The sequence below is a fragment of the Muricauda sp. SCSIO 65647 genome, from assembly GCF_021534965.1.
In the GTDB taxonomy this organism is placed as follows: Bacteria; Bacteroidota; Bacteroidia; order Flavobacteriales; family Flavobacteriaceae; genus Flagellimonas_A.
In genome coordinates this window covers 3,659,102-3,673,951 of sequence record NZ_CP091037.1, presented here as the reverse complement: position 1 = coordinate 3,673,951, position 14,850 = coordinate 3,659,102, and the positions used below count along the sequence as shown (strand labels likewise).

Annotated in this window: 12 protein-coding genes; 10 read left to right on the top strand and 2 right to left on the bottom strand. The window is 44.1% G+C overall.

Annotated elements, in window-relative coordinates; genetic code table 11:
• Positions 1–86 precede the first annotated feature (86 nt).
• From L0P89_RS16310 to L0P89_RS16285, 6 genes are all read left to right on the top strand, one after another.
• A complete protein-coding gene (locus tag L0P89_RS16310) occupies positions 87–620 on the top strand; it encodes an NADPH-dependent FMN reductase (protein ID WP_235266182.1) in 534 nt (177 codons plus the stop codon).
• Between the two features lie 221 nt (positions 621–841).
• Complete coding sequence (locus L0P89_RS16305) at positions 842–2,131, top strand: anthranilate synthase component I family protein (protein WP_235266181.1); 1,290 nt, start codon at positions 842–844, stop codon at positions 2,129–2,131.
• Between the two features lie 18 nt (positions 2,132–2,149).
• Positions 2,150–3,454 (top strand): tRNA lysidine(34) synthetase TilS, encoded by a 1,305-nt coding sequence (gene tilS, locus L0P89_RS16300; protein ID WP_235266180.1) that lies wholly within the window; start codon positions 2,150–2,152, stop codon positions 3,452–3,454.
• Entirely contained in the window at positions 3,451–5,439 is a 1,989-nt protein-coding gene (locus tag L0P89_RS16295) for a protein-disulfide reductase DsbD family protein (RefSeq protein ID WP_235266179.1), read from the top strand. Before tilS ends, L0P89_RS16295 begins: the two co-directional genes overlap by 4 nt.
• A 69-nt stretch (positions 5,440–5,508) precedes the next feature.
• The gene (locus L0P89_RS16290) at positions 5,509–7,908 is read left to right on the top strand and encodes a penicillin acylase family protein (protein ID WP_235266178.1); all 2,400 of its coding nucleotides are present in this window, start codon (positions 5,509–5,511) and stop codon (positions 7,906–7,908) included.
• Positions 7,909–8,145: 237 nt separating this feature from the next.
• Positions 8,146–9,681 carry a YifB family Mg chelatase-like AAA ATPase gene (locus L0P89_RS16285; protein ID WP_235266177.1) on the top strand — a complete coding sequence of 512 codons (1,536 nt, stop codon included), beginning with the start codon at positions 8,146–8,148 and terminating at the stop codon, positions 9,679–9,681.
• 3 nt (positions 9,682–9,684) lie between these two features.
• Here L0P89_RS16285 and L0P89_RS16280 read toward each other — a convergent pair whose 3' ends face one another.
• Positions 9,685–10,131, bottom strand: a complete 447-nt coding sequence (locus L0P89_RS16280; protein WP_235266176.1) for a hypothetical protein — start codon at positions 10,129–10,131, stop codon at positions 9,685–9,687.
• 184 nt (positions 10,132–10,315) lie between these two features.
• Between L0P89_RS16280 and L0P89_RS16275 the strand changes: the two genes are divergently transcribed.
• The 4 genes from L0P89_RS16275 to L0P89_RS16260 are packed head-to-tail and all read left to right on the top strand — an operon-like array spanning position 10,316 to position 13,813.
• Positions 10,316–11,509: an Nramp family divalent metal transporter gene (locus L0P89_RS16275; protein WP_235266175.1), complete on the top strand. Its 1,194-nt coding sequence runs from the start codon at positions 10,316–10,318 to the stop codon at positions 11,507–11,509.
• On the top strand, positions 11,510–12,253 hold the full coding sequence (gene pxpA, locus L0P89_RS16270; RefSeq protein ID WP_235266174.1) for a 5-oxoprolinase subunit PxpA: 744 nt from the start codon (positions 11,510–11,512) through the stop codon (positions 12,251–12,253).
• The gene (gene pxpB, locus L0P89_RS16265) at positions 12,250–12,981 is read left to right on the top strand and encodes a 5-oxoprolinase subunit PxpB (RefSeq protein ID WP_235266173.1); all 732 of its coding nucleotides are present in this window, start codon (positions 12,250–12,252) and stop codon (positions 12,979–12,981) included. The genes pxpA and pxpB overlap by 4 nt, the downstream gene beginning before the upstream one ends.
• Positions 12,974–13,813, top strand: a complete 840-nt coding sequence (locus tag L0P89_RS16260) for a biotin-dependent carboxyltransferase family protein (protein ID WP_235266172.1) — start codon at positions 12,974–12,976, stop codon at positions 13,811–13,813. Before pxpB ends, L0P89_RS16260 begins: the two co-directional genes overlap by 8 nt.
• Here the strand turns inward: L0P89_RS16260 and L0P89_RS16255 are convergent, their stop codons facing one another.
• Positions 13,814–14,542 carry a nitroreductase family protein gene (locus L0P89_RS16255; protein WP_235266171.1) on the bottom strand — a complete coding sequence of 243 codons (729 nt, stop codon included), beginning with the start codon at positions 14,540–14,542 and terminating at the stop codon, positions 13,814–13,816.
• Positions 14,543–14,850: the final 308 nt, after the last annotated feature.

Genomic DNA, 14,850 nt, shown 5'->3' with positions numbered 1-14,850 from the left:
TGTCAAGCGGTGCAAAATTAGATAAAATTCAGGCAATTGTAGGGCTTTTGGGGTATTTTAGCGAAATCATTAAAAAAAATCGCTCTATGGCCCGAATTTTGGCGTTTGCAGGAAGTAATTCTTCCACATCCATCAACTATAAACTGGTAAAATACACCACTTCTTTGGTCAATGGTCATGAAATGAATGAATTGAACATGGCCAATTATCCATTTCCTTTGTTCAGTGTTGATCTTGAAAAAAAGGAAGGATATTCAAACTCGCTCATCGAGCTGAAGAACGAAATCCAAAAAGCCGATGGGGTTATCCTTTCGGTCAATGAGCATAACAGCTACCCTTCGGCATATTTCAAAAATCTGGTGGATTGGCTCTCTCGCATTGAGCGAAAATTTCTAGTAGATACCAAGGTATTGCTCATGTCGACCTCACAAGGAAAACGGGGCGGTTTTGGCTCCCTTGAAGTTTCAAAGGCCATGCTGTCGAGATTTGGCGGAGATATACTGGCCACCTTTTCACTCCCTTCGTTCAATGAAAATTTTGAAGCTGGTAAAGGCATTGTCGACCCCAATCTTAAAGACGAACACGAGAGGGCCCTTATGACCTTTCTTTCATCGTTCTAATATCAGGTTCTACACAATTTCAATGGAGTTTAAGAATAGAATGAATCGTATTAAAACGAACTCTGCTACCAGAGCAATTTGCCCATCGCTCGGCGTCAAACTACATTTGTTGTTCCACAATCCGCCTAAAGCGCATAGCCTGGGGCCATCGTTTGAACCGTTTGTACTTTATTGAACCGAATCTTCCACTAAATTCGCAGCAGAACCCAATATTAGTTTTCGTGAGGAAAGAGCGTTTGTTCCAAGTTTCAAAAATCGAGAGGTTTAAAAAAGGGCTATTGCGTTGGGCACAACAGTATGAGAAAGTCATATGGCTTGATGGCAATGGGCACGAAGACCGTTATTCATCTTTTGAAACCCTATTGGCCGTCGGTAGTTCAAGAGCTGTTTCATTTTCTGATATTGCATCCTTAGATGAGTATGTGAACGATAAAAATGACTGGCTCTTTGGCTACTTTTCCTATGATTTCAAGAATCGAATAGAAAACTTGGACTCTAACAATCACGATGGGCTGGGGTTTGATGAACTGCACTTTTTTTGTCCTGATAAGCTAATCTTGATAAGGGAAAACCGTGTGGAATTTCTGTACCGTTCAAAGTTGGCCTCAGAAATTGAAAAGGATTTTGCCTCGGTCACATTGCATTCAACCGAAGAAGTACCGATAGAAGCCTCGACTGAAATCAAGATAAAGCTCCGTATCCATAGGGATGCCTATTTTGAAAAAATCCAAAAGCTCCTGAACCATATACACCGTGGCGATATCTATGAAGCAAACTTCTGTCAAGAGTTTTATGCTGAGGATACCGAGCTACAGCCCATGGAGACCTATTTGCAGCTGAATGCCATCTCGCGGCCACCTTTTGCCGGTTTTATGAAGCTGGGCCATCGCTATCTCATGTGCGCATCACCTGAAAGGTACCTCAAAAAAATGGGCGATAAAGTCATATCGCAGCCCATTAAGGGCACGGCACCACGTTCAGAAGACAGTGAAAAAGATGCTGCCTATAAGACCAACTTGCAGAACGATACGAAAGAACGTGCCGAAAACATCATGATAACCGATTTGGTGCGGAACGATCTTTCAAGAAGTGCACTGAAAGGATCGGTTGAAGTTGAAGAACTGTGCCACGTATATTCATTTGAACAAGTGCACCAAATGATTTCAACGATATCTTGTCGAGTAGTGGCGGGCACAAAACCTGTTGACTTGATTATGGATACCTTTCCGATGGGCAGTATGACTGGCGCACCCAAGATTTCTGCCATGAAGATCATCGAGTCGTTGGAAGAGACCAAGCGCGGTCTATACAGCGGTGCGGTAGGCTATTTCACTCCTGATGGTGATTTTGACTTCAACGTGGTCATTCGTAGTATTCTTTATAACCAGGCCAAAAAATACGTTTCATATTCGGTGGGCAGCGCCATTACCGCAAAGTCAAACCCTGAAAAAGAATACCAAGAGTGCTTGTTGAAGGCCAAGGCCATGCGCAGCGTGTTGGAAGGCAATTAATATTGCTAATTTTGCACGGTGTTCAAACGGTTCAAGAAACATATCGAGCAAAACTTCCCTTACCTCAAAGGCTCAAGTATCTTATTGGGTTGTAGTGGGGGGATCGATAGTGTTGTTTTGGCACATCTTTGCCATGAATTGAAAATGGACTTTGCTTTGGCACATTGCAATTTTAAATTGCGTGGTACAGAAAGTGATGACGACCAGCAATTTGTCGAGAACTTGGGCGAAAGACTTGGGCGCAAGGTTTTCACAAGGGCCTTTGACACCCTAGGATATATGGATACAGAAGGGGGGTCGGTTCAAATGGCCGCACGTGAACTACGGTACTCGTGGTTTCGAAAATTGCTCAAAAGTGAAGGCTATGACTATCTGTTCACGGCACACCAGGCAGACGATGATTTGGAAACCTTTCTCATTAACCTTTCTCGCGGTACGGGCATTGTGGGACTAAAAGGAATCCCAGCACAAAATGAAAGCATTGTACGACCACTACTTCCCTTTTTCCGTAATGAGATTTTTAAGTATGCCGATGAGAATAATATCGGTTGGCGTGAAGACAGTAGCAATGCCGAGACCAAATACCTGCGAAACAAGATTCGGCATGACATTGTTCCAGAACTGAAAGAACTGCATCCCACATTTTTGGAAAACTTTCAAATGACCCAAAAACACTTGCAATCCTCATCACAATTATTGCAGGTCTATAAAAAGCAACTGCACTCGGCACTTTTCAAGGTACGGAAAGATAGGGTGGAAATCGATATTGAAAAACTAGAAGCTTTACATCCAATAAAAGACCATATACATTTGTTATTCAATGACTTTGGATTTACAGATTGGAGTGCTTTGGAAGATTTGTTGAACACCTCGAGCGGAAAAGAGATCCGCTCAGCTACCCATAGGTTGGTCAAAGACAGAAAAACCCTGTTGCTACAAAAGTTTGATGAAGACAAGGCAGAAGCCTACCAGATTTCGGAAACACAAAATCATATTCGCACCCCTTTTGCCATGCGAATTGAAAAAGTGGCCGAAGTAGGGGAAACAGCACCGAATATGCTCTATGTTGATAAGGAAACGTTAAACTATCCGTTATTGATAAGAAAGTGGCAAAAAGGCGACTATTTTTATCCGTTCGGAATGAAAGGCAAAAAAAAGGTCGGCAAATTTTTTAAGGATGAAAAAATCGACATCCTTGCCAAACAAAAGCAATGGCTGTTGTGTTCTGGACAAGAAATTGTCTGGATTATCGGTAAAAGGGCTGATGAACGGTTCAAGGTTACCGGTAGAACAAAGAATATTATAAAGTTTACCCTTCTATGAAGCGATCGTTATTGGCATTTTGGTTTTTGACCTTGGTCTGGTCGGTGGCTTTTGCCCAATCTGACAAAGAACCCGTGTTGTGGAGCCACGAAGTTGATAAAATTTCCGATACCGAATACAAATTGGTCTTCAGGGGCAAGATAGCTGAAGGTTGGCACGTGTATTCACAATATACGGCTGAAGGCGGGTCATTGCCAAGCGAGTTTTCCTTTGAAAAAACAGGCGAGGACTATGAATTGGTCGGAAAGACCGAAGAGAGTGAGACCATTACCGAGTACAGCGATATTTTCGAGGTCGATGAAACTTTTTTCAAGAAAGAAGCTGTTTTCACCCAACATATCAAACTGTTGAGACCTGAAGTCAACCAGATTACGGTAAACCTGTTCTATCAGGTTTGCAAAGAGGTCTGTATCCCGAAAGATGAACTGTTCCAGATTTCTTTGGACGGCAGCGCGATCACCAAGACAAGCCAAGAACTTGACGATCGCAGCCGGGCCATGGCTGCCAACTTGTACCTCGACTTAAAAGACAAAGAACTGTTGACGCAGGGTGCTTTGAATACTTCGTCGGGCAGCAATGCCATTTGGATGGTCTTTGGCCTAGGTTTTTTGGGCGGTCTCATTGCCTTGCTGACCCCTTGCGTGTTTCCGCTGATACCATTGACGGTATCATTTTTCACCAAGCATACGGGCAATCGCTCAAAAGGTATTAAAAATGCATTGCTCTATGGTTTTTTCATCGTATTGATATACTTTCTGTTGAGCCTGCCCTTTCACCTTTTTGATTCGGTAGATTCGCAGATCTTGAATACCATTTCGACCAATGTCTGGCTCAACCTGTTCTTCTTTGCCATTTTCGTGTTCTTTGCCTTTTCGTTTTTTGGGTATTATGAACTGACGTTGCCCAATTCTTGGGCCAATAAAATGGACAGTATTTCGAATAAGGTCGGCGGGGGCTTTGGTGTCTTTTTCATGGCGCTTACCTTGGCGATTGTCTCTTTTTCGTGTACGGGTCCCATTCTAGGCGGACTTTTGGGCAGTACCACGTTGGCACAGGGCAGTGTGGCGACCAACCTTTCTTCCGCCATGACAGGTTTTGGTCTCGCGTTGGCGCTGCCATTCGCTCTCTTTGCACTGTTTCCGGCTTGGCTCAATTCGTTGCCAAAATCTGGTGGCTGGATGACCACGGTAAAAGTGGTACTCGGTTTTTTAGAGTTGGCCTTGGCGTTCAAGTTTTTGAGCAAATCAGATCTGGTAGGCAATTGGGGATGGCTCAAACGCGAGATTTTTGTCGCTGTCTGGATTTTGATTTTTTTGTTGCAAGCGCTCTACCTATTCGGAAAGATCAAGTTTCCGAACGATATCATTCCCAAAAAACTGGGTCTGGGCAGACTATCCTTCGCCATATTGACATTGGCCTTTATGGTCTATCTTATTCCTGGGTTGACCAATACCGAGCATAGCCGTTTAGGACTTCTGAGCGGTATACTTCCTCCTGAATTCTACAGTGTTTATGAAAAGGAAAACGATTGCCCTCTCGGTTTGGAGTGCTATAAAGATTTTGAGCAGGGTTTGGTAGCGGCCAAGGCCCAGAACAAGCCTATTTTGCTCGATTTTACAGGGTGGGGGTGCGAAAATTGTCGCCGGATGGAAGAAAATGTATGGAGCGACCCCAGCATCTATCCTATGCTGCGCGATGACTATATCTTGATTTCATTATATGTCGACGATCGAAAAGAGCTTTCGAAAAACGAACAATTTGAATTTCAATATGAGACGGGCCGTATCAAATCCATCAAAACGATAGGGCAGAAGTGGGGTACCTTTCAGACCGTGAATTTCAATGTGGCTTCCCAGCCCTATTATGTATTGCTTTCCCCAGAGTTGCAGGTGTTGGCCCCGGCGGTGCAGTACACAGACGTTGAAGCGTATGAAGAATGGTTAAGATCGGGCTTGGGCAATTATGGCGTTGCCTTGCGACGATAATTTTGTAAAACGTTTTTCCTTCCCCTAAAATAGCAGTACTTTTAGTCTAAACAACTTGACTCTACCAAAATGCGGCTACTCAAAAAAGTGCTTTGGGTTCTATTGGCTCTTATCGTTATCATATTACTAGGGGGTATGATTTTTATGAATACGCTTACCCCCACCTATGAAGGTGAAAAAGAACTGTCACGACTTGAACAACCTGTCGAGGTTTATTTTGATACGTATGGCATTCCCCATATCTATGCTTCCAAAGATGAAGACGCCTTTCGAGCATTGGGCTATGTACATGCCCAAGACCGTCTGTGGCAGATGGAATTGCTCAGGCGTGTGGCAAAAGGCGGATTGTCTGAAGTATTTGGAAAAGATTTGGTGAAGACCGATAAGTTTTTTCTTTCCCTTGGTATTGATGAAAATACCAAGGAAACAATCGCAAGTTTGAATCGTGATAGTAGAGAGGTAAGGCTTGCTGAAGCTTATTTAGATGGTGTCAACCAATTTATCGAAGAGGGCCCTACGCCCGTTGAATTCTATTTGACCGGACTGGATAAAACATCGTTCGCTTTAGATGACGTGTACAATGCCGTGGGTTACATGGCCTTTAGCTTTGCCATGGCTCATAAGACCGATCCACTATTGACCGATATCAAGAATCAATTGGGCGAAGAATATCTCAATGACCTGTTCATTGCCTCTGATACTTCTACGGTTTGGATCAAGAATTACAATCTGAAAGAAACCGATACCATTCCTTTAAACATCACGGCGATGGCCAACGAAGCTTTGAAAAAACTGCCCCTTCCACAATTTGAGGGGAGCAACAGTTGGGTACTTGCCCCTGAAAAGACCAAAAATGGCAAAGTGATCTTGGCAAATGACCCACACATTGGTTTTGCGCAACCATCGGTCTGGTATGAGGCACATATCAGCACACCCACCTATGAAAAATATGGCTATCACTTGGCAGGGGTCCCTTTTCCGTTATTGGGGCACAATAGAGACCTGGCATACGGCATGACGATGTTCGAGAACGACGATATTGATTTTTACTATGAGCAAAACCATCCGTCAGACAGTACAAAATATAAGACAGAAGACGGTTATGGTGACTATGTGTACGTTACCAAAAACATCAAGGTCAAAGATGCTGAAGAAGTATCTTTCACCTATAAGAAGACAAGACATGGCCCTGTTTTAAACGGTATCGCCAATCAGATACCGGGTGAACGGCCCATTGCCATGTCGTGGATTTACGCACAGGTCGATAATGAAATATTAGAGGCCCTCTACGGTATTACGATGGCCACCGATATTGAGGAATTCAAATTGGCCTTACCAAAAATACATGCCCCGGGACTGAATGTGATGTATGGAGATGCCAAAGGCAATGTGGCGTGGTGGGCTTCGGCAAGATTGTACCAAATGCCAGACAGCCTTTCCACAAAATTGGTTTTGGATGGCACTTCGGGCACCCAGGAACGGTTAGGGTTTCTTGACTTTTCAGATAATCCCCAAGCTATCAACCCACCTTGGCACTATGTATATTCGGCCAACAATCAACCTGATTCCATTGCTGGAATGTTGTACCCAGGATATTACCTGCCCGAAAACAGGGCAAAACGTATTGTGCAGCTCTTAGAGGATAAAGATGACTGGGACAAGGCCTCGACCAGCGAAATGGTATTGGATGTTACTTCGAGTGTCAACCCTGGTATCGTTGCAGATTTGATCAAGCACATGGAAGTGAGTGAATTGAACGATGAGCAGATCAAATTGCTCGATCAACTGAAAAACTGGGAAGGTGACTATTCATTGGAATCCGTAGCGGGAACCTTCTATCACCGTTCTGAATATTTCGTATTGAAGAATACCTTTGAAGATGAGCTTGGCCCAGAGCGGTTCAAACAGTTTTTGTCGACACATTTCATGAAGCGACATATTGCACCCGGTGCCCGTTTGGAGGAGGGCATTTGGTGGGATGACATCAACACCCAAGATAAAACCGAGACACGATACGATATCATACTCAAGTCTTTTCAGCAGGCATGGCAGTCACTACAAGAAGATTTCGGTTCAGATGTAACCCAATGGCAGTGGCAAAACGTACATACCGTTGAACATGGTCATCCTATCGGGCAGGTAAAGGCCCTGCGAAAATATTTCAACGTTGGGCCATTTCCAGTATCAGGAACAAGGGAGGTCATCAACAATATGTCTTTTCTCTATGACAGTACACTGTACTACAAGGTCAATTCAGGCCCATCGACCCGTCGAATCGTTGATTTTTCCGATATAGAGAACAGTATCAGCATACTTCCCACAGGGCAATCAGGAAATCCGTTGAGCAAACACTATGACGACCAGGCCGAAATGTTTGTCAATGGCGAGTTCAGAAAGATGATGATGAATGAAGAAGAAATAAAGAGCGGTTCTGATGACCTACTGGTTTTCAAGCCAAAAAAGCAGTGAAGCTGAAATGATTAAGTTTTAAATCACAAATCACAAATCACAAATCACAAATTTCAAATTCTTAATTCTGCATTCGTAATTCGTGTCTAAAGACCACTATAGAACTTGACGCAGCACCAACGTAAAGCACATGATGTACGGCCATTTTTTTGAACTGTTCGTACTTTTTTAGACAAAATTTCCTGCTAAATTCGCAGTAGAACCCAAAAAGACATATTTTAGGGCCAAACACTAACCATGCTCATAAAAGTTTTTGGCAGCGCCGTTTTTGGCGTTGAGGCCCAAACCATAACCGTTGAGGTCAATGTTGACCATGGCGTTGGCTACCATTTGGTGGGATTGCCCGATAATGCCATCAAAGAAAGTAATTATCGAATAGCTGCTGCACTGAAGAACAACGGATATAAAATTCCCGGTAAGAAGATCACGATCAATATGGCACCCGCCGATTTGCGCAAAGAAGGTTCGGCCTATGATTTGACATTGGCACTGGGCATATTGGCCGCTTCGGCACAAATACAGTCAGTTGATATTGAAAAGTACCTGATCATGGGCGAGCTTTCTTTAGATGGAAGCCTACATCCCATCAAGGGTGCCCTGCCCATCGCCATTAAAGCACAAGAAGAAGGTTTCAAGGGGTTTATCCTTCCTAAAGAAAATGCCAAAGAGGCGGCAATAGTGGGTGACTTAAAGGTTTTTGGCGTAGAAAATATCAAAGAGGTCATTGACTTTTTTGATACAGGAAAGCCTTTGGAACAGACCATTGTCGATACCCGTGCCGAATTTTATAGGCAACTTGATTTTCCCGAATTTGATTTTTCAGATGTCAAAGGGCAAGAGAGCATTAAGCGCTGTATGGAAATTGCTGCTGCGGGCGGACATAATATCATCTTGATCGGACCACCCGGGGCGGGCAAGACCATGTTGGCCAAAAGACTTCCTTCGATTTTACCGCCCATGACGTTGCATGAAGCATTGGAAACCACCAAAATACACAGTGTTGTCGGAAAAATAAAGGATATGGGGTTGATGAGCCAACGTCCTTTTCGCAGTCCACACCATACCAGTAGTGCCGTAGCCTTGGTGGGCGGGGGCAGCTACCCACAGCCGGGAGAGATATCACTCGCCCATAATGGTGTGTTGTTTTTAGATGAGTTGCCCGAGTTCGAGCGCAAGGTATTAGAGGTCATGCGACAGCCATTGGAAGATAGGGAAGTCACCATTTCAAGGGCCAAGTTCACGGTGACCTACCCGAGTAGTTTTATGCTGGTCGCCAGTATGAATCCAAGTCCGGGCGGTTATTTCAACGACCCTGATTCTCCCGTAACCTCTTCACCTGCAGAAATGCAACGGTATTTGGGCAAGATTTCAGGCCCCCTTTTAGACAGGATAGATATTCATATTGAAGTGACTCCAGTACCTTTCGAAAAACTATCGGAAGACCGAAAAGGGGAGGGCAGTGTCGAAATACGAAAACGGGTCATTGCGGCAAGGGAAATACAGACCAAACGCTTTGATGGGTTAGATAAGGTGCACTATAACGCCCAAATGAACACTAAACAAATCAGGGAGTTCTGTAAGTTGGACAAAACCTCGTTGGAGCTGCTGAAAAATGCTATGGAACGATTGAACCTATCTGCTAGGGCTTACGACCGAATTCTAAAGGTCGCCCGTAGCATTTCAGATTTAGAAGGTAAAGCCGACATCAACGGCAACCATATTTCAGAAGCCATCCAATATCGCAGTTTGGATCGTGAGGGGTGGTTGGGGTAGTGACTACTTTATGACACGTATATTCTCCCTCAGCCCTTCGACAATGCCCAAAATATTGTTCACGGTATCTTGAAGGTAATATTTGATCACCACATGGGGTATTTTGATGGTCGTAAAGCCATTTTTAAAATAGTGCATGGCCTCTTCAAGGTCTTTTATGGCCTGTTCGTGGGTGACCATTTTGTACTCGGTATCGATTTCGATATTGAGTTTGACCCGTGAAATGGCGATATCGACCGTTTTTTTACCGTCCCACCATTCAAGCATGGGTTTGGCCCCGGCCTCTTTCAAGGCATAGAAAAGCTGTATCGCCTCAACTGAGGTGCCATGTTCTAAAATAACTTTCTTGATCAATCGGGTATGGCGTGGGCAGAGTTCTACCCCCAATGAATCCATAGATTCTTTATGGGCCATGTAGCCGATATCTTTGTTACATTCTTTACAGGTCATGCAAGTAGGTTCGTTTAGTTGGTCTTCTAAGATTTGGGACTATTATAACTTTGACATTGGCCGATTCGTATAAAACATCGATGTATGACAACCCACTTTTAGACGAAATGCAAATTTTTAGACGAAATGCATCATTTTTAACCACAAACCCTCTAATTTGTGGGCCAAACAACCCCATACCGATATGCTTAAAAAAATAGGCCCGGGAGTATTGGTGGCCGCGGCTTTTGTCGGGCCGGGCACGATTACGGCATGTACCTTGGCCGGGGTGGGTTTCGGTCATGCACTGCTTTGGGCGATGCTGTTTTCTGTTTTGGCGACCATGGTGCTGCAAGAAATGGCCGCACGATTGGGTATCGTTACCCAAAGGGGATTGGCCGATGTCATCAAGACAGAACTGAACTCAAAATGGGTCAGAACGCTGGTCATCACCATTATTTTAGGAGCCATTTTAGTGGGCAATGCCGCTTATGAGGCCGGTAACATAGGTGGGGCCACCTTGGGCATGGAGGCATTGTTCGGAAAGACCTATGGCTCTTATTACCCCATGATCATTGGCTTATTGGCCTTTATTTTGCTTTGGATGGGCAGCTATAAAGCTTTGGAGAAGGCCTTTATAGTGCTCATATTTTTAATGAGCGTGTCATTTGTGATCACCGCAATTTTGACCAAGCCCAATATATGGGAAGTCTTGAAAGGACTTTTGGTTCCCGCATTTCCAGACGAAAGTTTACTAATGATAATCGCCCTTGTGGGTACTACGGTAGTACCCTATAATCTGTTTTTACATGCCTCTCTGGTCAATGAAAAATGGAAAAGCAAGAACGACTTGAAAACGGCTCGCTGGGATACCATATTGTCCATTGGGTTGGGTGGATTTGTCTCTATGTCCATCATTATTGCCGCTGCGGCAATTCCCTCAAGAGAGGTAACGGGTGCCATGGATCTGGCCCTTGGTCTTGAACCCTTGTTCGGCGATGCCGCCCTATATTGTATGGGTATCGGCCTATTTGCTGCAGGAATCACTTCATCAATAACAGCACCCTTGGCGGCCGCTTATGTGGCCAATAGCTGTTTCGGGTGGAACGCTGATCTAAAAGACAAGCGCTTTCGCATTGTTTGGATAACGATTTTGTTCTTGGGGGTGTTTTTTCTCTCATTTGATATCAAACCTATCGAAGTCATCAAGTTTGCGCAGATCGCCAATGGTATCTTGCTTCCGGCCATTGCCATACTTTTGGTCTGGATGGTCAACAAAAAAGGCGTCATGGGCAACTATCGAAATAACCTGATCCAAAATGTTTTTGGATTTCTTATTATAGCGCTTTCCATAGTATTGGGAGCAAAAAGCATCATTAAGGTACTCGGAATAGTATAGATGGAAACCATTTTAATCGATATCAACTGTGATGTGGGCGAAGGCGTGGGCAACGAGGTTCAACTGTTCAACCATATCAGTTCTTGCAATATTGCCTGTGGTGGCCATGCCGGTGATGCACATAGCATACGTGAAATTGCCCGATTGGCCGAGAGACACCAAATTAAGGTGGGTGCACATCCATCCTATCCAGATAGGGAAAATTTTGGTCGTGTGGTCATGGACATTTCCGACAGGGAATTGAAAGAGGCCATCATGGCACAAATGGATGCTTTCATCAATGTACTGGTGAAAGAAAACATACGCATGCACCATATCAAGCCCCATGGTGCATTATACAATACCCTTGCGAAAAACAGGCACTTGGCAGGATTTTTTTTAGATGCCATCGAGAAATATAGGGCAGAGGCCATACTGTATGTGCCTCCGGCTTCCCAAATAGCCGATGAGGCAGATAGAAGGGGTTTTAGAATAAAATACGAAGCCTTTGCCGATAGAAACTATAATGAAGATCTTAGTTTGGTTTCCCGAAAGCTGCCGAATGCCTTGATTCAAGACCCAGAAAGGGTGGCTCGACATCTTTTGCAAATGGTAAGGGAACAATTGGTCAAAACGGTCAGCGGAAAAAAAATACCTATTAGGGCAGACACGTTTTGTGTGCACGGTGACACCCCCACGGCATTAAAAATATTGACGTATCTTTCTGAGGAATTGCCAAGGCACCAAGTATATTTGAAAAAGTGAAAAGCTACCCCATAAAGACCAAGCCCTTTGGAGAATATGCCCTACTCATCGAATGGCCAAAAGAAGTGGATGAGCACATCCTCAAAGATATCTTAGCATTCGAGAAGCAGTTGCGGACAGAATGGCCCGATTTAGAAACCGTACCTGCATATAATTCTCTGACAATCATTTCAAATGGTGATGCTATATCTACACATGATTTAAGAGCTAAAGTGAATGATTTATACCATTCGAATAAAGATGGGGCCTTTATCCTTGAGCAATACTTGTGGACACTGCCTGTTTGTTATGATGCCGAGTTTGGTTTAGATCTGAAGATGGTGGCCGACCACTTGAACTTGACCGTCGATGAATTGATTGCGAAGCATACCGGTCAAGAATATACGGTATTTGGTATTGGGTTTTTACCCGGTTTTATGTACTTGGGCGGACTTCCAAAGAGTTTGGAAATCGCCAGAAGAACAGAGCCTCGAATGAAAGTGGTCAAGGGTTCGGTGGGTTTGGCGGGTAAGCAGACCGGCATATACCCCCAAGAGTCTCCCGGGGGGTGGAACATTATCGGCAACTGCCCAATTCCAATGTTCGATCCAGGGGCAGATGAACCGTGCAAAATCAAGGTGGGTGACAAAATACGGTTTCAATCCATAACCCGTGACGAGTACAACCTTCACAAAATCGAGGGCGAAATAGGTATTTTCAATCTAAAAAAAACAACGTTGCATGCTTAAGGTATTGAAACCCGGTTTTTTTACCACTGTACAGGACGAAGGGCGTTTTGGCTTTCGAAACAAAGGGGTGCCCATTTCTGGTGCGATGGACGATGTTTCGGCCTCACGTGTGAATACGCTGTTAGAGAACGGGGCCATGGCAGCCGTAATGGAAATCACCATGACAGGCCCTTCCTTACAATTTGAAAAAAGTACCTATATCTGTGTGGCAGGGGCGTTGCTGTCGGCAACCTTGAACGATAATGCCGTTGCAAATTGCCGGGTCGTGCAGGTGAAAGAAGGCGACATACTTTCTTTTGGTAAACTGAAAAAGGGGTTCAGGGCCTATCTGGGCGTAAAGGGCGGATTCAAAACCGAAAAGGTATTGGGAAGCCGTTCGTATTACCATCCCGTTACCAAACAACGGTGCCTTGCCCAACACGAAACGGTACCCTACGAAGAAACAACGGATTTTTCGCCCAAGATATCAGAAGCAAAATTTGATGGTCATTTAGATGAAGATTCTTTGTATGTGCACAAAGGTCCTGAATTTGATTTGTTGACCGATGAACAAATGAACCAAATATTTTCCTCTGCTTTTTCGATTGCAAAAGAGAACGACCGTATGGCCTATCAACTGGCAGAAACCATTGAACAGCACAATATCAGCATGTTGACATCGGCAACGCTTCAGGGTACGGTACAGTTGACACCATCGGGCAGGCTAATCATTTTAATGAAAGATGGGCAAACAACAGGGGGGTATCCAAGAATTTTGCAATTGACCAAGAAATCGATGGCCGTGTTGGCACAAAAAAGATTTGGTGACCCCGTTCACTTCGAGTCGGTCTGACTAATGCTCAAAATAGGTCTCTTTGAATGGAACCCGAAAACGTTGGCCGTACACTCCTTTTTCATCCCTGATGCCACAGCTGATGACCATATTGATCTCTGCACCTCTCGACAGGTTTAGTATTTTCTTGATTCTTAGCGTATCACTCCCCTCCATAGGACAGGTGTCATAGCCTATGGCGGCCATCCCCATCATGAAGTTCTGTGCGGCAAGTGCGGCACTTTTGTGGGCTACAATGCGCATATCTGAATTTCTCACCTGACGGTAGACAGGCTTGAAAAGTCCGGCCACCTGAAAGAACAGGTACTTGAGCCAGCCTAGAATCCCCAGAAAATCAAAATATACGGTTGGGATTAACTTTTTGTAGTACCCCAAGGCAAATTTTTCCCTTTTGGTGTATTCATGGTCTGGTTTATTGCCAAAAGCACTTTTCAAGAAAGCAATATTGGCCTTGGCCCTTTTTGGCCATAGGTCTTTTCTGGTAACGACCACCAAAAGTTGTTTGGCCGTCTTGGCCGCAGGCTGGTCAAAACAAGCCGCTGACAGTTCTTTCATCTTGTCTTTGGAGATAACATGGTGAAACTCCCATAACTGTAGGTTGCTGCTGTTTGGTGCCAAGATGGCATTTTCAATACACCGGCGAACCGCATTGGTATCCAATTCGGCATTGGGGTCGAAAAGTCGCACAGAACGTCTGTGAATAATGGCCTCGGTAACGGTTTTTTCCATAGCCCACAAAGGTATGGTGAAAATTGATCTTGAACCGGCAATCAGGCCCAATTAATATGAGGAATCCATTCAGCGTCAAAAACCTTTGCGTGGAAATTATAGGGATGACCAACTGCTATATCAATAATAGAACGGTTTTTGGATATGATATTTATTTGCCTCTTAATATATTGAAAAACAAGGGTATAAATACCATTTTTTTTAAATGAGCCTGTACTGTCGTAATTTGTTAAAATTATTCGATATGTGAAACATCTATCTTTGAAAACTATATAAAAAAATAGGTTGCACAGCGATTTCTAGAACAT